Origin of the sequence: Chitinophaga sp. 22620 (genome assembly GCF_052044405.1) — a bacterium.
GTDB lineage: Bacteria > Bacteroidota > Bacteroidia > Chitinophagales > Chitinophagaceae > Chitinophaga.
The window spans coordinates 968,223-984,720 of record NZ_JBQEMV010000003.1; the positions used below are offsets into that span (position 1 = coordinate 968,223).

Annotated in this window: 14 protein-coding genes; 5 read left to right on the plus strand and 9 right to left on the minus strand. The window is 55.4% G+C overall.

Annotation, left to right across the window (positions count from 1 at the left end; genetic code table 11):
- Positions 1 to 181: 181 nt before the first annotated feature.
- Both ACTJIK_RS19335 and ACTJIK_RS19340 read right to left on the minus strand, forming a co-directional pair.
- Complete coding sequence (locus ACTJIK_RS19335) at positions 182 to 742, minus strand: RNA polymerase sigma factor (RefSeq protein ID WP_440649140.1); 561 nt, start codon at positions 740 to 742, stop codon at positions 182 to 184.
- Positions 743 to 1,089: 347 nt separating this feature from the next.
- The gene (locus tag ACTJIK_RS19340) at positions 1,090 to 3,468 is read right to left on the minus strand and encodes a TonB-dependent siderophore receptor (protein ID WP_440649142.1); all 2,379 of its coding nucleotides are present in this window, start codon (positions 3,466 to 3,468) and stop codon (positions 1,090 to 1,092) included.
- A gap of 125 nt (positions 3,469 to 3,593) precedes the next feature.
- Here ACTJIK_RS19340 and ACTJIK_RS19345 point away from each other — a divergent pair, with 125 nt between their 5' ends.
- The 4 genes from ACTJIK_RS19345 to ACTJIK_RS19360 all read left to right on the plus strand — a co-directional run bounded on the left by ACTJIK_RS19345 (position 3,594) and on the right by ACTJIK_RS19360 (position 6,047).
- On the plus strand, positions 3,594 to 4,379 hold the full coding sequence (locus ACTJIK_RS19345) for an AraC family transcriptional regulator (RefSeq protein WP_440649144.1): 786 nt from the start codon (positions 3,594 to 3,596) through the stop codon (positions 4,377 to 4,379).
- A 67-nt stretch (positions 4,380 to 4,446) separates the two neighbouring features.
- Positions 4,447 to 4,824 (plus strand): VOC family protein, encoded by a 378-nt coding sequence (locus tag ACTJIK_RS19350; protein WP_440649146.1) that lies wholly within the window; start codon positions 4,447 to 4,449, stop codon positions 4,822 to 4,824.
- Between the two features lie 192 nt (positions 4,825 to 5,016).
- Positions 5,017 to 5,508, plus strand: coding sequence for a DinB family protein (locus tag ACTJIK_RS19355; RefSeq protein ID WP_440649148.1), 492 nt, complete (start codon positions 5,017 to 5,019; stop codon positions 5,506 to 5,508).
- A gap of 119 nt (positions 5,509 to 5,627) precedes the next feature.
- Positions 5,628 to 6,047 carry a hypothetical protein gene (locus tag ACTJIK_RS19360; protein ID WP_440649150.1) on the plus strand — a complete coding sequence of 140 codons (420 nt, stop codon included), beginning with the start codon at positions 5,628 to 5,630 and terminating at the stop codon, positions 6,045 to 6,047.
- Here the strand turns inward: ACTJIK_RS19360 and ACTJIK_RS19365 are convergent, their stop codons facing one another.
- Positions 6,048 to 6,410, minus strand: coding sequence for a VOC family protein (locus ACTJIK_RS19365; RefSeq protein WP_440649152.1), 363 nt, complete (start codon positions 6,408 to 6,410; stop codon positions 6,048 to 6,050).
- Positions 6,411 to 6,594: 184 nt separating this feature from the next.
- On the opposite strand from ACTJIK_RS19365, the gene ACTJIK_RS19370 reads away from it, so the two are divergent.
- Entirely contained in the window at positions 6,595 to 7,530 is a 936-nt protein-coding gene (locus ACTJIK_RS19370; protein WP_440649154.1) for a DUF6607 family protein, read from the plus strand.
- Positions 7,531 to 7,746: 216 nt separating this feature from the next.
- Here the strand turns inward: ACTJIK_RS19370 and ACTJIK_RS19375 are convergent, their stop codons facing one another.
- From ACTJIK_RS19375 to ACTJIK_RS19400, 6 genes are read right to left on the minus strand one after another with little or no spacing between them, the layout of a single operon-like run.
- Entirely contained in the window at positions 7,747 to 8,598 is an 852-nt protein-coding gene (locus tag ACTJIK_RS19375; RefSeq protein WP_440649156.1) for a sugar phosphate isomerase/epimerase family protein, read from the minus strand.
- A 4-nt stretch (positions 8,599 to 8,602) separates the two neighbouring features.
- Positions 8,603 to 9,715, minus strand: coding sequence for a Gfo/Idh/MocA family protein (locus tag ACTJIK_RS19380; protein WP_440649158.1), 1,113 nt, complete (start codon positions 9,713 to 9,715; stop codon positions 8,603 to 8,605).
- A 28-nt stretch (positions 9,716 to 9,743) separates the two neighbouring features.
- Entirely contained in the window at positions 9,744 to 10,460 is a 717-nt protein-coding gene (locus ACTJIK_RS19385) for a ThuA domain-containing protein (protein ID WP_440649160.1), read from the minus strand.
- Positions 10,461 to 10,465: 5 nt separating this feature from the next.
- On the minus strand, positions 10,466 to 13,720 hold the full coding sequence (locus tag ACTJIK_RS19390; protein WP_440649162.1) for a PVC-type heme-binding CxxCH protein: 3,255 nt from the start codon (positions 13,718 to 13,720) through the stop codon (positions 10,466 to 10,468).
- 59 nt (positions 13,721 to 13,779) lie between these two features.
- Positions 13,780 to 15,345 (minus strand): MFS transporter, encoded by a 1,566-nt coding sequence (locus ACTJIK_RS19395; protein WP_440649164.1) that lies wholly within the window; start codon positions 15,343 to 15,345, stop codon positions 13,780 to 13,782.
- 21 nt (positions 15,346 to 15,366) lie between these two features.
- On the minus strand, positions 15,367 to 16,440 hold the full coding sequence (locus tag ACTJIK_RS19400) for a 1,4-beta-xylanase (protein ID WP_440649166.1): 1,074 nt from the start codon (positions 16,438 to 16,440) through the stop codon (positions 15,367 to 15,369).
- Between the last annotated feature and the right edge of the window lie 58 nt (positions 16,441 to 16,498).

Below are 16,498 nucleotides of genomic sequence, written 5' to 3' on the forward strand. Positions count from 1 at the left end.
CGTTTTACCAACTTTTCTTGAAAAATTTTGAAAAAAGGGCTGGATCCGCCACTGCAAAGGACTTCAAAAGGCTCCGGGGCAGCCTGGGGGCGTCTGAAGGGGCCGGAAATGCGGTGCTGCCCCCGGATCGGGGAATACCGGCCCGGGACCGGCGCAAATTGCCCTTACGCAGGTAAACCTCCTATAAAACCGGCAAAATGGAAAAGATGGCGGCGAACCTGAGCCGGGGATCGTTGCGGGTGAGCTCCGCGCGCAGGGCTTTGATGCCTTCATAGAGGTTATTGTATACCGTGCGGCTGTTCCAGCCGGTGCGTTCGGCGATCTGCTCGGTGGTGAGCCCTTCGTAGAATTTAAGCTGGATGACCTTCCTGCACCGGGCGGGCAGCGCGTTGTAGGCGTTTTTTATTTTGGCGATCAGCTCCTCATTGGATTGTATCTCCACGATGCTCTCGAGGATGGAAGGTTCGTAGGTTTTGATATCTATGAGGCCGGCGGCTTTCTGCTGCTGCTTTTCCCTACGGTAATTGTCCACCAGCCTGCGGCTGAATGCCCGGGACAGGTAGGCCTGGGGATGCAATACCCCGTTGTACTCCAGGTTCTTCTGCATCAGGTCCAGAAAGAACTGTTGTACAAGGTCACGGCTTTCTTCCTCCCCATACCCCCATCGGAGCGCGATCTTTACCAGGTGGACGTGGAACGAAGCATACCATTGATGAATATGCTCGGATAACGGTGAACTCATAGCGCTATTCGCAACTTTTCTTGTGGCGAAAAAGTAGTAAAAATCCACGGAATAAAAAAAGGGGAATTATTCCCCCTCTTTTACCTGCCCCGGCGTGAACGGATAACCATGGGAAGCCCTTAGGGCAGCCCGCGCTTCCGCCTACAAAAAATTTTATTCCGTCCAGCTTCATGTAAGGTCATAACAAAACAATGAGATGAAAAACAAACAATGCCCTGCTGCAATGATATCGCATTTTATAACGCGCCGGCGTTTTACACGCGTGAAAAATCCCACCTGATAAGCACAATTTTTTCCACAAAAAAAGCCGGCCCTGTGGACCGGCTTTCCCGTTAAGAAAACAATTCCTAAAATTTATATCCTACGCTCAAACGCATGTTCCTGCCGGGTTCTGCCTGCCAGTAATAATACGCGTCATAGGCTGCGCCGCTGTACAGGTACTCGTCAAGAATGTTAAACACGTTTGCGTTGACGCTGATCCTGTCTTTTTGCCAGAACAAGCCTCCGTCAAGCCGGAAATAAGAAGGCATAGGATCTTGCCCGGTACCGCCCCAGCTCCAGGTAGTTCTGTCTGCCTGGTAGCTGAACCCGGCCGACACGCCGAAACCTTTCAGCAAACCTTTTTCCAGTTTATAGTGCAGCCAGGCATTGGCATTGTGTTTCGCATAACCCGGCACCACATCGCCTTCTTTGCTGCCAACGGCGGCAGTTTCGGAAGCGCGGGATATCTTTGAATCCGTGTAAGCATAGTTGGCTACCAGGCTCAGGCCTTTCACGATCTCGCCGCGCAGGTCAAATTCCACACCTTCGGTTTTGGTCTGGCCCAGCTGTACAGAGAAATTCGAATTCGCCGGGCCGGGCGTCAGCTCGTTGTTTTTGATAATGCGGTATGCAGACAAAGATGTATTCCATTTTCCACCCATCCAGTCTTTCTTCACGCCTGCCTCGATATTGTTGCCGGTAACCGGTTTCACTTTTTCATCCTTGTTCTCCAGTATTCCCGACTGCGGCAGGAACGACACATCGTACAGCGCGTAAACGGACATGGACTTATCGATGGAATAGCTCAGGCCGATGCGCGGCGTAAAGCGGTTGTCGTATGTTCTGGTGCCGTAAGAATTTTCCTGCACATAAGTGAAGCGGCCCGCCAGCGTTAAACGCAGCGCGTTGTCAAAAAAGCCCAGCTCGTCCTGTACATACAGACCGGTGTAGAACTGGTCCAGGATATTGGTTCCGGCACGTTCTTTCAGGCTTTTGCTGCGGTCGAATTTCGGGAGGCCCATTACCGGCGAACCGTACCTGGGATTATTGACATCGAAGAATGCATTGTTGGAATCCAGCGGGATCGTCTGGTTCCAGTCCGCCAGGTAATGTTTGTTACCCACGTCAATACCGGTCAGTATCTTATGCTGGATAGCGCCGGTATGGAATTCGCCGTTCAGGAAAGCCTGGCCGAACTGGGCCCGGTTCACCGCATCCCAGATGCCTACCCCGCGGATCATCGTGGCATCCGGATTTACTGCCACCGGCCACATGGTGGAACCTTCCTGCTTGTAATCCGTATAAGCGCCCTGCACGGTCAGCTTCCAGGATGGGTTGAAGCTATGCTGGAAATTCAGCTGCACGCTGTGATCGTCTATAATGGTAGGATCGATGCCGGGCTCCGCGGTAGTGAAGTCTCTGGGCAGTTTGGCATATCCGTCCGGGTGGAATACATAAAATGAGCCTGCGTCGAACATATTCACGTGCTGGAACAGGTATTCCAGTGTGAGGGATGTTCTGTCGCTGAATTTATAGGTCAGCACCGGTGCAATGCTGTAACGTTTGTTGAATTCATAATCACGGAAAGAGTTTTTCATCTGGCCCATGAGATTCAGGCGGTACAACAGTTTTCCGTCTTTGGAGAGCTTGCCGTCCAGGTCCAGCGTACCGCGGTAAAGGTCGTAGCTGCCGGTCATCAGCGTGGCTTCGCCTTTTGTTACGCCGGTGGGCTTTTTGGTAACGACGTTGTAAATGCCGCTGGGCTCGCCGTTAGACATCAGGAAGCCGGCCGGCCCTTTCACGAATTCCACGTGGTCTACCACGCTCATATCTTCCGTGAGCGGCCCCCAGGTGGAAGTGATGTTCATGCCGTTGCGGAAAGCGGAGGCCCTGGAGCCGCGCATGTTCAGGCGGGCATAGAGGTCGCCCCAATGCTCCAGCCGTGTAACGCCGCTCACATTGCGGGCAATCCCGTCGTTCATGCTGGTGATCTGCTGGTCCGCCAGCACCCTGCCGGTTACCACCTGTATGTTCTGCGGTTGCTCGATCAGCAGGCCGTTCAGGCGGAGGCTGCCGGAAGGCACGGTTTCTTTATATGGGTTCCTGATATCCGTTACCGTGAACTCTTTCAGGTTCACGCTGGAAATATTCAGCGTAATGGTCACTTCAGTGGTGGCGCCCGCCGAAACGGTCACGGCCTGCACCTGGCGGTCGTGGCCCAGGTACGAAGCTTCCAGCTCGTAGCTGCCGGCCCTGATCTGTTTCAGCAAAAACTGGCCATTGTCTGTAGTCACCGTCATTTTGCGGGTGTCTTTCAGCACTACGCTCACTGCCGCAACCGGCTTCCCGTCTGTAGTGACCACTTTCCCGGCAATATGCCCGTAATCCGCCTCGTCATCGGCAGCAAATACGCCACCGGAGAAGAGCGCGGCCGATATTATCAAAAGTAAAGTTCTGTACAACATAAATTCGCCAGTATTTTGGCCTGCAAGGTACGCCCGCCGCCACCGGACCTTTGCTCAGATGCGGAAAACGATTTACGCGATGCGGAAAAACCGTTTTGGCGCTTTACCTTATATTCGCATGCAGCATGCTCACGCTTCCAGACATCCGGCAGCTCTTCCATCCGCGCCAGCCTTCATTGCGGCATGCGGACAATGGCGTTCAGTACACGGAACTGCCGCCCCACCCTTCGTTGTCGACCTTTATATATTGTTACTGGGAATTATATACCACCCGCCCGCTCACGGGTCCGTTTTCTTACCGGGTGGTGGCAGACGGCTGCATGGATATCTTCATCAATGCCTTTAACCCTGAAGAAGCCTGGCTGGCGGGATTTTCGGCCTCCTATTCAGAATTCATGCTGGAAAGGGAATTCCACTATACCGGCATCCGCTTCCTGCCATCGGCCTTCCCGCTGCTGTACGGCGTTCCCGCATCGGTCATGACGGACCGCGTGGAGCCGCTGCACATGCTGCTGCCCGGCCTGGCAAAGGCGCTTGGCGCGCGGGGGAAGCCGGAAAACTTCGACGCCATTTTCCTGCGGGAGCTGGGTAATGCCAACTTCAGGGTAGATCACCGTTTCTTCAGCGCCATGGACCGGATCCTGCAATCCAAAGGCGCCGTGCAGGCGGAACAGCTGGCGGAAGGCATCAGCGCAAGGCAGCTGCGCCGCCTGTTTAACCAGTATGTGGGCGAAAGCCCGAAAACCTTCAGCAAAGTGGTGCGCTTCCAGCAGGTACTGCAAGCCAAACCGTCGCTGGAAAGCCTGCGCAGGAACAAGATATTCTACGATGCCGGGTATTACGACCAGGCGCATTTTATCCGCGAATTCCGCGCCATGTACGGCCTCCCTCCCAACACTGCGCTCCGCTGATTTTGTCCGGTTTATACAATACCGGGAAAAGGCGAAAGCCGAATTTTGCTCCATAAATAGTTGAACCATGAAACTGAATGCAGGCATCGTTACCGGCAAACTGGCCGAATCCAGGCAATTTTATACCGACGTGCTCGGTTTTGGCGTCACCTTCGAAAATGAATTTTACCTGCTGATGCATACGCCCGGCCGCACGGCGGAGCTCAGCTTCCTGCTGCCCGGCCACCCCAGCCAGCAACCGTTGTTCCAGCCGGCATTTGAGGGCAAGGGCCTGTACCTGACCATCGAAGTGGAGAATGTGGACGAATGGTATGAAAAACTGCGGCAAAAGGGCGTGGAGATCCACATTTCGATGCGCGAGGAGCCCTGGGGCGACAAACATTTCGCCATACGGGACCCTAATGGCGTTGGGATCGATATTGTGACCTATGCCCCGGCGGAATGACCCTGTTCTTCAGAAATTTGTATCTTGCCACCACAACCTTATCTCCCCACACGCAAAAAAGGAGGTGTATTATGACAGTTACAGCACATACAGGCGGCAGCGCCGCATCATCCGTGGCGGCGCCCTGAGCGTACGCTTTTCCTGCTGCCTTTACCCGGACAGTTCACGGAACATCCTTTCATGTAATATTTCATGATGCATCAACATGTCATCAAACTGCTGCGCTACCATATGTGGGCGCAGGCGGTGCTTTGCGCGCATCTCCGCAGCCTGCCGGAAGCGTTGTACACGCAGGTTTCATCCAGCTCCTTCCCTTCAGTGCACGAAACGTTCGTGCATATGTACGTGGTAGACAGCGGCTGGTTCTCCCTCCTCTCCGACCCGGGCTACCAGCCTTCGCGGGAAACTTATCTCGCCTTCCTCGCAAAAACGGAAGGGAAAGACCTGGCCGGTATGGAAGCGCTCTTCCTGCAGCTGCACCAGCGGTTGCTGGCCTTTATGGAGTCGGGTGATCCTGCCAAAGAGCTGCTGTACGGCGGCGGTGTGTTCACCCATGCCGACGTGATCCAGCATATCGTGAACCATGGCTCCTATCACCGCGGCAACATCGCAACCATCCTTCGGCAGCTGGGCCAGCCCGGCGTGGCAACGGATTATTCGAAGTTCGTGTACGGGCAGCCGTAAACAACAATTCTACAACGGTCCCGGGGTCTGCTGGTCCCGGGATCTTTTTGTCCTGTATACCCTTCCATTTGGCAAGATCGCACCCGCCACAGGCGCGGCATTTGCCGTAATTTCATAGTATGGAAAATGCAATACAGCGCCTCGGGGCATTCGAGGGCCGGTGGCATACGGCCGGCAAAAGCAGGGATCATTCGCTCACCGTGGAAGGCACCGATACTTATGCGTGGTTTCCCGGCGGGCATTTCATGGAGCACCGGGTGGATGTGAAAATGGGAGAAGACCTCGTGCAGGCCCTGGAAATGATCAGTTACGACGCGGAGAAGGAACAATTCCACCTGCAATACTGGAACAGCGCGGAAGACATGAGCGCCATGCACGGCACGGCAGAGGGCCGTACCTGGACGTTCTCCGGCGGGCAGGAAAGAGGCGTCTTCACTTTCAACGAAGCAGGCACGCAGCTCACCGGCACCTGGGAGCGCCGTGAAGACAATGGCAGCTGGACGCCCTGGCTGGATATCGTGCTCACAAAAGAAAGCTGATCACTGCAAATATTCCAGCAGCTCTATCCTGTTGCCGAACACATCGCGGAAGAAAAAACGCTCCCGGCCCGTGATCACCGACGAATAAGCGATCTCTACTCCTTTGCTTTGCAGGTATTGTTTGGCGGTTTCAAGGTCCGTTACCTCAAATGCGGGATGGCGGCCGGAGACCTGACCGGGAAGATCGTCTTCCTCCACCAAATGAAGCTGCACGTCGCCCACCTCGAACCAGGTGGCGTTCCGCGGGTGCTGGCCCGGGATTTCCTTTAGCTGTAAAACCTCCCCGTAAAATGTCCTGGCTTCGGCGGTTTTGCCCCTCGGGATCATAACCGCCACGTGATCCAACCTTTTAAAACTGATCATCACTGATTGAATTTCTGATTCACGCAGCAAATATCCGGAGATTTGGAGAATTATTGCTAAACAGGTTTAGCAAATGCCGGTATTATTTTTTCCCGATCGCGTAAGTATATTTCCTTCTTGCGTAACAATCCCGGTTTCCTCCTGCCTACATTTGCTGCTGTCTAATCCTTTAAAGCCATCAGCAGTGAAAAAAACGATCATCTCCGCGCTTGCCCTTACTTTCGCAGCATTGAACAGCAATGCGCAGAATAAGCTCGCGCAGGATAAAGCCGCCATCAAAAACCTTTGCGGCTGTCACGACGTTACCTTCGAATACACCGAAACATTCCCTTCAGACAGCAATTATAAACCGAAAGGTTACAAAAAGACCTCCGGCGCCATCGAATACATCACCGTGGCCGAAGAAGGCCCGCGCCGCATTGTGCTGCAGCACCTGCTCATAGCCGGCGGCGACGTGATCAAACACTGGACGGAAGACTGGCAGTACGAAAACCGCGCCCTGCTTGTTTTCGACAAAGACGACCAGTGGAAAAAGACCGGGCTGCCCGCCGACCAGGTAAAAGGGCAATGGACGCAGAAAGTATTCGGTGTGGACGATGAGCCGCGTTACGAAGGCTCCGCCACATGGGTGCATGCAGACGGCCGCCATTACTGGGAATCCACGAGCAACGCGCCCTTGCCCCGCCGCGAATACACCACCCGCAGCGATTACAACGTGCTGGTGCGCACCAACCACCACGAGATCACCGCCAAAGGCTCCGTTCATGAGCAGGACAACAAAAAGGTGGTCCGCTCCGCCGCCGGCGATAAAGTGATCGTAGGCGAAAAAGGGCTCAACACCTATAACCGGGTAAACGATTCGCAGTGCGAAAAAGCGATTGCATGGTGGAATGAGCACAAAGCCTTCTGGGCGCTGGTGCGTAAAAGCTGGGAGCAGCTTTACCAGGAAAGCACCACCGTTACCCTTCAGAAAAAGGTGAACGACACACCGCTTTACAAAGCGATGAACGAACTGGAGAAAAAAGCGCACGACAAAGAACTCTCCGGCGCTGCGTTGGAGCAGGCCATCGCATCTACCCTGCAGCAGTTTGCGGGCAGGAAAGATGTTAGCATGAAATAATCAAACCCCAAACATTGATCCCGTCCTTGTTTTCAGGGGCGGGATTTTTTTTGCAAAATAAAAGGCGGCCTCCTTTTGGGAGAACCGCCAGTTGTTCCACGTTTCCAGTTATTGAACTCAAAAAAATATTACAAAAAAACTACCTGTAAAAGGCGGCCTCCCTTACCGGGAGAACCGCCAGTTGTTCCACGTTTCCAGTTATTGACTCAAAAGAAATTACTGCAAAAACATGCTCCTGTAAAAAGCCGCGCCTTCGGTAGCCAGCTCATCCGCACTGTTGGCCAGCGGGCGCCAGATGCAGGCTGCGCGGGCCAGTTCTTTGGAGGGCGCCCCGAAGGTTTCCAGCACAATGGCGCCGTCGTAGCCAATGTCCTTCAACGCATCGCGGATGCCGGTCCAGTTGAGGTGGCCCGTGCCGGGCGTGCCGCGGTCGCTTTCGTTGCCCTGCACATGGCAGAGCATATCGCCGCCTATTTTGCGGATAGCGGCCGGGATGTCTTTCTCCTCGATATTGGCATGAAAGGTGTCCAGCGAAATACGCAGGCTGGGATGGCCTGCCTCCCGCACCAGCTCCAGCGCCTGGTCCACCGTGTTGATCATATCCGTTTCAAAGCGGTTCAGCGGCTCTACGCCCAGCAATACGCCATGATCTGAAGCGGCTTTCGCGGCTTCGCGCAGGCCTTGCAGGCACCAGTTCCGCTCCTGCGCCTTTTGCTCAGGGCTTACGATGCGCGTTTTGCCTACCGCTGCATACAGGGGGCCGGTGAATACGGGACTTCCCATCTGCTGCGCTATCCGGGTACATTCGATAATGTAATCCAGCGCCTGCCTGCGGATGGCCGCATTGTCGGACGAAAGATCGCGGTCCGGCCCGAAAGCGCCGCTGATGGTGATCTTCAGGCCGGCGTCCTGCGCCATGCTTTTTAATTGCGGCCAGTCTATCAATCCTGCATCTTCCACCGCCGCTTCAATGATATCGTACCCCGCCGCCTTTATCTTTTGCAGCAGGTGAAACGATGCCGTGGAAAACGGGGACACCCAAACGAATGTGCTTACGCCTGTCTGCATACCGCTATTTTTCAAAATCAGGGATCTGTATACGTTTGCCGTTGTTCATCGCGGACTCGTGCGCGCAAATGCCCGCGCAGGTGTAATTGGCCGCGATATGCGCATCCACTGCAGAGAAACGGTTTTCGGTGATAGCCGCCAGGAATTCCTGCACCAGGTGCGGATGCGAGCCGCCATGGCCGGCGCCTTGCAGGAACGACACATGGTTGGGATCGTCTATTTTTTCCCTTTTGGTGAAATGCGCTATTTCCGGGATCAGCAGCGCATCCGTATCGGGCACGTTAATGCGTTTGGCGTTTTCGCCGCCGTCGAATATCACATGCTCTTCGTCCTGCAGCTGCTCCCATTCAAAGGACATCTTAGTGCCGTATACATCATAGCTTTCGCGGTACTGGCGCACCACGTCAAAAAGCGAGCGGGTGGCCTCTGCCACCACGTCGGAATTTTTGAGCGTAAAGGTGGCCGTTTCCACTGCGAAGGGGGAATTGTAACGTTTGGCCAGGTCGTCGCTGAGGCGGCCGGAACCGTGGCATACCACGGATTCAGCGGTGGTGTTGTTGATCTTCAGCAGCGGCGAAATAGCGTGCGTGCCGTTCAGCATGGGCGGGTAACCTTTCCAGTATTCATCCCAGCCGGGCATGCTCATATCCTGGATGTGAGAGCCGCGCACGAACTGGATGCGGCCCAGCTGGCCGGTTTCCGCGAGGTGCAGGCCGTACAGGAATTCGCGGGTGTAAAGCGCGGTTTCCATCATCATATACACTTTACCGGATCTTTTCCTTGCTTCCACGATGGCCTTGCAATCCTCTACGGTCATGGCCATGGGAATGGTGCAGGCGGTGTGTTTGCCGGCATTCAGCGAAGCCAGCGTCATCCGCGCGTGTTCCGGCACGGGCGTTACGATGTGAATGGCGTCCACATCCGCGCGTTTGGGCACGTCTTCGTAATTGGTGAAAATAAGGTCATCGTCCAGGTTGAATTTCGCCTTCAGTTCTTTCAGCGTTTCGGGATTACGTGTGCAGATACCCACCCGTTTAATGGCGGGATGGTTCTGGTAAATGGGTATAAACTCTTTGCCGAAGCCCATTCCAACGATTACTACCGTGATCTGTTTCATTGTGTATACTGATTTTTTTTTGAAGAATTTATTTCCGGGCCGCCCATTTCACTGCATTCCGCAGGATGGTGCGGTACGCTTCCAGCTCATGCGAAGCGGCGTCGTGCCCAAGCGCAAAGCCTACAATGCGGGCTTTCGGGTGCTTCACCACGAAAAGCGCGGGATGGGTAACGCCCGCCTCATTTTTGCTGGTTGCCAGCACACGGATGCCGGGACCGGCGGGATCCGCATTGTAATGGTATAATTCATCCTCCAGCTTAAAGCTGGCCGGGACATTTTTGGTAACGGGATGTTTTTTGTCGTTTACCGTAACGGTAAACTCCCCGTATTTTTCATGGGAACGGCTGCCGCCGCTTACGAGCTTAAAATTGTACAGGGGCCAGTCGCGCCAGTTGTACCAGATGGCGGGATGCGCCAGCAGCAATCCCTTGCCCGCGTCCGCAAAAGCGAAGATGGCTTTGCGTGTGGCGGAATCTTTGATGGGCTGGTTATTCGCAAGCATCAGCACGTCGGTGTTGGACAAATGCTCCAGGATCGTGGACGGATCGTCTGTGTAGGTAACCGTGGCCAGGCCTCCTTTTTCGAGGGTGGCAGCGTCTTCCTGTTTGTACCAGCGGTCAAAGTCGTGCGAGCCGCCGCCGCCTACCATCAGCACGCGGATCTGCGCCGCCAGCGGGTTACCGGCCAGCAGCAATGCCAGGCCAAGGGCCAGGCGGAAAATTGAATTGGAAATGTGGTGTTGCATATCTTTTAATTGATTACTTGCATAATACCGTTCATACCGCGCCAGTGGCCGGGAAAGGTGCATACGAACGGATACTCCCCTATTTTGGAAGGCGCGGTGAAACGCAGGCTCACCGTTTCGCCGGGGCTCACGAGCTTCGTGGCCCATAGCACTTCCGGCACCTTGGGCACATACTGCATCTTGGAAGCCTGCGGGTCGCGCACCATGGCATCCGCTGCGGCGCCCACTCTGGGCAGGGTGCCTGGTTTGATGATGAGCAGGTTGTGCTGCATGCCGTCCGGGTTCTCCAGCCTGATGGTCACCTTCTGACCGGCTTTTACAGTGAAGCGTTTTTTATCGTACTGCATGATGTCTTTTACAACTTTCAGGTCAATCACAATGCCGGGCGTTTCAGCGGCTGCGGCTATTGTTTTTTTCACCGGCCTGTCCAGCTGCAGGCTCAGGTTCTGCAACTGCCCCACGAAGTTGAAACGGCCTGTATAATCCGCCACCCGCTGGTCCGGCAGCTGCTCTTCTCCCGCCCTCAACGATACCGGCGCAGGCGCGGTAAAGAGGCCGGGCGCTTTGCCCTTCGCGGCTTCCTTTCCGTCTACCAGTATTTTCATTTCGCCTGTTTTCAGCAGCCTGGCTTCCACCTCCATTTTATCCGGCAGCGGCGCAGTGGTAGCGGCTTCGTAGGCTTTGCCCTGCTGGTTCACCACCATCGTCAGCTTGCCGTCGCGGATATAAAGACCGTAGCCGTTCTGCTGGTTGCCGTGAGCCATAATGAGCCCTTCCACCGGCCGTTCCCTGCGTTTGCCCACGGTCGCTTTCATGATCACTTCCCTGCCGGTAACGTCCGGCGGGTTCTGCATGATGGCGCGTGTGTCCACACTGTAAATGGATTGCTCCAGGCTTTTGATCACGTTCCTGGCAAAAGCAGTGGGCGTGCCGGCGGCAGCCGCTGCCAGGAAACCCTCTTCGTGCGTCACCGCCGCTGCAAACAGCGCGCGGCTCAGCCAGGGATCTTTGGCGTTTTGAGAATTGAGCGTGGCTTTGAAAAGCAACGCACCTGTTTCCTTTGATGCAGGGTAGTCTGCCAGACTCCTAAACACTGCCAACCGCACCTGTAGGTTGCGGTCGTTGTGGATATTGCTTTGAATGATCGAGGAAAGTCCTTTCTTTTCTTCTTTCAACACCTCCACCGCGGCCTTGCGTACACCGGCCGCGGGATGTTTCAACGCGCGGACCATCACCTGCATGGAAGCGGCATCGTAAGCGTCGAGGCCCTGCAGGGTCCAGAGGGCGTGCACAGCCGGACTGTTCAGTCCCACTTCGTCCACCGTCGGGTCCTGTATGATCTTGTACAGCGCGGGAACGGCTTCTTTATGTTTGCCTTCCACCAGCAGGCGCTGGGCGGTCATGCGCCAGAACATGTTGTCGCTTTTCAGCGCGGCCAGCAGCCCGGGCACATCGCCGGCCTTCAGCTGCATGGGCTGCGAGGGTTTGGCCTTTTTATACACCACCCTGTAAATGCGGCCATGCGCCGAATCGCGGAGGTTGCTCTCGAAAGCGTTGCCTTTGCCATGGGGCTGGTCGGTGAAGGGCAGCACCATTTCGCGGGGGGCCTGTTCTTTTACGAATACGTTGTGCTGGATGATGAAATTGTACCAGTCCGCCACCCAAACGGCGCCATCGGGACCGGTTTGCGCCTGCACGGGGCCAAACCATTCGTCTGAGCTGGCCATCAGGTTCCAGCCGTCCTTTTCTTTAAAACCCGCGCCATCTGGCTCTATCACGGCATTGTGCACGAGGCGCACGGTGGGTTCGTTCACGAATGCAATACGGTTCCAGTAAGCTTTGGGAAAACTGCGCGCGGTGTAGAAATGGTGGCCCGTCGCGGAAGTGAATCCGCCTACAACGTCCACCTGCCGCAGGTTTGGCGTCATGGCATGCACGTCGTAGTGGCCGTCTATCTTCTGCACCGGGTCCAGGGGCTGGGCGCCGCTGAACGTGCGCTGCATGAGGCTGGCGGGCATGGAATAATACGCGCTGTGGGTATTGTTGGCGGTGGAAATGAATACATGGTTGTCTTCCGTTATACCGAGGCCCCAGGTGTTGTTGGAGGTTTTGGCGAGGAAGTTGAAATCGCTCCCGTCGGGTTTGAAGCTGTAAACGCCCATCGGGAAACGCAGGGGCTTGCCGTTGATCGTTCCGTCGAAGCCGGAGTAGCCCGTCACGCCCCAGATCTTGTTATTAAAACCGTAAAGTAGGTTGGAAGGGCCGGCATGTGTGTCCTGCTTGCCCCAGCCGGTGAACATTATTTCACGCACGTCCGCCTTGTCGTCGCCATTGGTGTCTTTCAGGAAAAGAAAATACGGCGCCATGGAAACGATAGCCCCCCCGTTGCTCAGCACGATGCTGGTCGGGATGTTGAGGCTGTCAGCAAAAATGGTGAACTTGTCCGCTTTGCCATCGCCGTCCGTGTCTTCACAGATCTTGATGCGGTCGTTGGCGGCGCTGTCTATTTCGGTGAAGGCATTGGGATAGTCCACCGATTCCACGATCCAGAGGCGGCCTTTTTCGTCCCAGGTCATGGCAATGGGTTTGGTGATGTCCGGCTCTGCCGCGAAAAGTTTTATCTCGAAATCCACCGGCACCTGCGTGAGCTTATTGGATGCTCCGGGGCTGAGCGCCTCCTGCATTTTAGGCACCAGGTAACGTTTGGTGTAGTCTGCAATGGTATCTGAACCGTAAATATCCACATCGGGGATGTTCGCTGCAATGATCTGCCGCCTTACCTCTTCGCCCAGCGCCCAGGTGATGCTGTCGCGCATTTTGTCGAGGAAGGCGCGTTCCTTCCATTCATCGTCTTCCGTTCCTTCTTTGGTATAAAAGATGCGGCCTTTGCCTTCCGTGCCGGAGCGGGCGGCCCACGCTGAGTTCTTAAATGCGGCTGCACCTTTGTTGAGGATGATGAGCCCTTTGCCCGAAGCAACAAACTGCCTTACAACCGCATCGCGCGCAGGCGTGAGCGGTGCGCCGGTATTCACGATCAGGCCGTCGTAAGCGGAAAGGCCCGCTGCGGTAAGGTCTGCGGCATTTTCGGTATAGGTCAGGTTGATCCCGCTTTTAAATAACTTGGTAGCCAGCCAGCTTGCGTGTATCGTGCCCTTCTGCCCCAGGAACAGCACTTCCGCCCTCCTGCCGCTGTCGTAACCGCCGGCGAAGGTGAAAGCGCACAATGCTCCCGTGATCATCAAAACAATTAATCGGTTCATGCTTCGGTCTTTGAAATAAATATTGTGTTAGCAGGGCAACAAAGGATGAAATGTTCAGTTCAGCTTCCCGTTTTTACCGGCGGCAGCAGCACGGGCCTGTAACCGCCGCGGGAACGGAACCAGAGTATCATGCCGGCATAACCCAGCAGCATGATCACCGGGAATACGGACACTGTGCGCAAGGCATCCTTCTTCGCGTTTTCGCGCACGGATTGTATCGTAGCCAGCGTTTCAGGCGCCGCAGTGGAAAGTTTCGAGGCGTCCAGCACTTTGTAGGCGCCGAAGAGGCTTTGCCTTTCCTCGGTTACATAAGTGCTGTGCAGCGCTGTACTGTTCACAGCGTCGTAGGCCGCCAGGTTGGTGTCCAGCTGTTTGTCCTGCACAAAACCCAGTATCACCGCGCCTATCACGCCTACGCCCACCTGGCCCACTGCGCCCGTGAAGTTGAGCGCCAGTACGCCGCCGCGGGGAAACTGCTCTGCCACCACGCCCAGCATGGTGCCCCAAAGGAAAGTTTTACCGAGGGCATACACGGTTGCGGCGAGGATGATGAGGATGCCGGTGGAATATGAAAGGAACTGCAAGCCGGCGAACGCGATCAGCGCGCTCACGGCCAGCAGGCCCAGGGGAGAGAATTTATGCACGAACGGCCCTGAATAGAACCGCAGGATGGCCATGATGACAGAGGTATAGATCAGCACCCATCCGCCTTTAAACCCGACCTTCGCCATCTCGGGCGTCATGAGGTCCGTGATCCAGCTGTCTGTTCCCAGCTCGGTAGTGGCCAGCAGGATCATAATGAGGAGCAGCAGGATGAACATCGGCCTTCCCCAGCTGCGCACCACGAAGCCCGCAACGCCGGTAATGGCCAGCGTTACCACGATCTTGCCGGTGAGCGACCAGTCTAGCAGGCTGCCGATCTGGAAAGTGCAGAGGGACACAATGATAAAAATGCCGCCGATGCCCACTTCTTTCACCATATCCAGGTACGAAACGCCTGCCTGCACGCGTTCGCTCAGGGGGAATTTGCGGTTGAATATCATGATGCCGTACACCAGCACGGGCACGAGGATGAAGCCCATCATATAGGTCCATTTCACGCCCAGGTGCATGAGCCCGATGCCCAGCAAACCAGCCAGCACCATGCCCGCAGGCCAGCCGGCATGCAGGATGTTGAGCCACTTGGTTTTTTCACGCGGGTAAAGACTGGCCACCACGGGGTTCACCACCGCTTCGGCGGCGCCGTTGCCCAGCGCGAACAGCAGGGTGCCGTAGTACAGCATCCAGTACCCGTCCGCCAGCACCGTGAGCAGCACCGAGCCGCAGTGGCAGAGGAAGGCGAATACCATCGCGCTTTTGTATCCCACCTTGTCGATAATAAGGCTGAACAGCACGATGCTGATACCGAAGGGCCAGAAGCTGACGCCGAATATTTCGCCCTGCTGGGTTTTACTGAGGCCGAACTGGATGCCCCAGCCGTCCATCAGGAAAGAGCGGAACACGAAGCCGAAAGCGGAAGCCACCAGTACGGTGAAGCAGCCCCAGAAGAGCAGCCTGTCCCCTTTCTGCGTACGTAATGAACCGGCTTGTACATGCTGCGCGGAGGCAGATGAGATCATATCCATACAAATCTTTTAGTGGTCGGTTTAACGCTTGCCGGTGAGCGACCTGATGAGGGATGTTTCAGCCGGGTCGTAGGGCGAGCCGTCCTGCCGGAAAATATCGTGGAACCATACTTTGGGTTCGCTGCCGTCTTTGATCGGCTCATTCCAGGCATAGATGGTATTGCTCTTTCCGGCCACCAGCCCCCAGTTGATCGCGATGATCTTCCTTTCCTTCAGGCCGGGCAGGATGTTCTGGAACAGACTTCCCCGGGTGCGCGCCATGTATTCGGTGCAGATGAGCGGCTTGCCGGTTACGCGCGCCAGCGAATCCGCCACGCGGAAATGACTTTCATCATCGGTATAGTCGTGGTAAGTGATCACGTCTGAATTGTCCAGCTGGTACTGCGTAAGCTCTTTCAGGCTGAATTTCCATACGCCCGCGCTCAGCGGCTGGTCCGGGTTTACGCTGCGGCCCCAGCTGAACACTTTCTGCAGCAGCGGCATGCTTTTATTGCCGTAATTGGAATTGCCGGGTTCGTTGTAAACGTCCCAGAGAAGAATGCGTTTGTCGTGTTTGAAAGCGGTGAGCACAGCTTTCACGTATGTTTCCAGCGTATTGATCAGCGCGGGATCGGTGTGCAGCAGCTTACCGGGGTCCTGCAGCCAGCCTGAATTGTGGATGCCCGGTTTCGGCGCGGGCTGCAGGCCGGGTTTATAGGTATCGTTCCAGCAATCATCGAAAATAACGAAGATGGTTTTGATATGATGTTTGTCTGCAATGGAAAGGTATTGTTTCATCCTGTCGATAAATCCATCCTTGTCTGTTTCCCAGGCCAGGTGGTGCAGGTATACGCGCATCACGGTCATGCCAATGCCTTCGGCATACCCCAGGTCGCGGTCGATGGTGGCGGGATCGAAGGTTTCTTTCTGCCACATCTCCAGCTGGTTGATGGCATTGGCGGGATAAAAGTTAGCGCCGGCCATCCAGGGCAGCTTGCTGTACCATTCGTTTGCTTTTTCTTTAGACCATACTGCTCTTTCCTGCTGCGCATAGGATTGCATCGCCATCGTTAAAAAGCCAAGCAGAAGGAAACATTTCACATTGTTTTTTGTCATCGTATCGGTTTTGTTGCTTATTGAAGAAGGCGGCTGCACCGGAAGCGGTGCAGCCGCG

Bases quoted from the DNA above. Each gene is read 5' to 3' on its own strand.
- ACTJIK_RS19335 (WP_440649140.1), bottom strand. From the start codon at position 742: ATGAGTTCACCGTTATCCGAGCATATTCATCAATGGTATGCTTCGTTC.
- ACTJIK_RS19340 (WP_440649142.1), bottom strand. From the start codon at position 3,468: ATGTTGTACAGAACTTTACTTTTGATAATATCGGCCGCGCTCTTCTCC.
- ACTJIK_RS19345 (WP_440649144.1), top strand. From the start codon at position 3,594: ATGCTCACGCTTCCAGACATCCGGCAGCTCTTCCATCCGCGCCAGCCT.
- ACTJIK_RS19350 (WP_440649146.1), top strand. From the start codon at position 4,447: ATGAAACTGAATGCAGGCATCGTTACCGGCAAACTGGCCGAATCCAGG.
- ACTJIK_RS19355 (WP_440649148.1), top strand. From the start codon at position 5,017: ATGATGCATCAACATGTCATCAAACTGCTGCGCTACCATATGTGGGCG.
- ACTJIK_RS19360 (WP_440649150.1), top strand. From the start codon at position 5,628: ATGGAAAATGCAATACAGCGCCTCGGGGCATTCGAGGGCCGGTGGCAT.
- ACTJIK_RS19365 (WP_440649152.1), bottom strand. From the start codon at position 6,410: ATGATCAGTTTTAAAAGGTTGGATCACGTGGCGGTTATGATCCCGAGG.
- ACTJIK_RS19375 (WP_440649156.1), bottom strand. From the start codon at position 8,598: ATGCAGACAGGCGTAAGCACATTCGTTTGGGTGTCCCCGTTTTCCACG.
- ACTJIK_RS19380 (WP_440649158.1), bottom strand. From the start codon at position 9,715: ATGAAACAGATCACGGTAGTAATCGTTGGAATGGGCTTCGGCAAAGAG.
- ACTJIK_RS19385 (WP_440649160.1), bottom strand. From the start codon at position 10,460: ATGCAACACCACATTTCCAATTCAATTTTCCGCCTGGCCCTTGGCCTG.
- ACTJIK_RS19390 (WP_440649162.1), bottom strand. From the start codon at position 13,720: ATGAACCGATTAATTGTTTTGATGATCACGGGAGCATTGTGCGCTTTC.
- ACTJIK_RS19395 (WP_440649164.1), bottom strand. From the start codon at position 15,345: ATGGATATGATCTCATCTGCCTCCGCGCAGCATGTACAAGCCGGTTCA.
- ACTJIK_RS19400 (WP_440649166.1), bottom strand. From the start codon at position 16,440: ATGACAAAAAACAATGTGAAATGTTTCCTTCTGCTTGGCTTTTTAACG.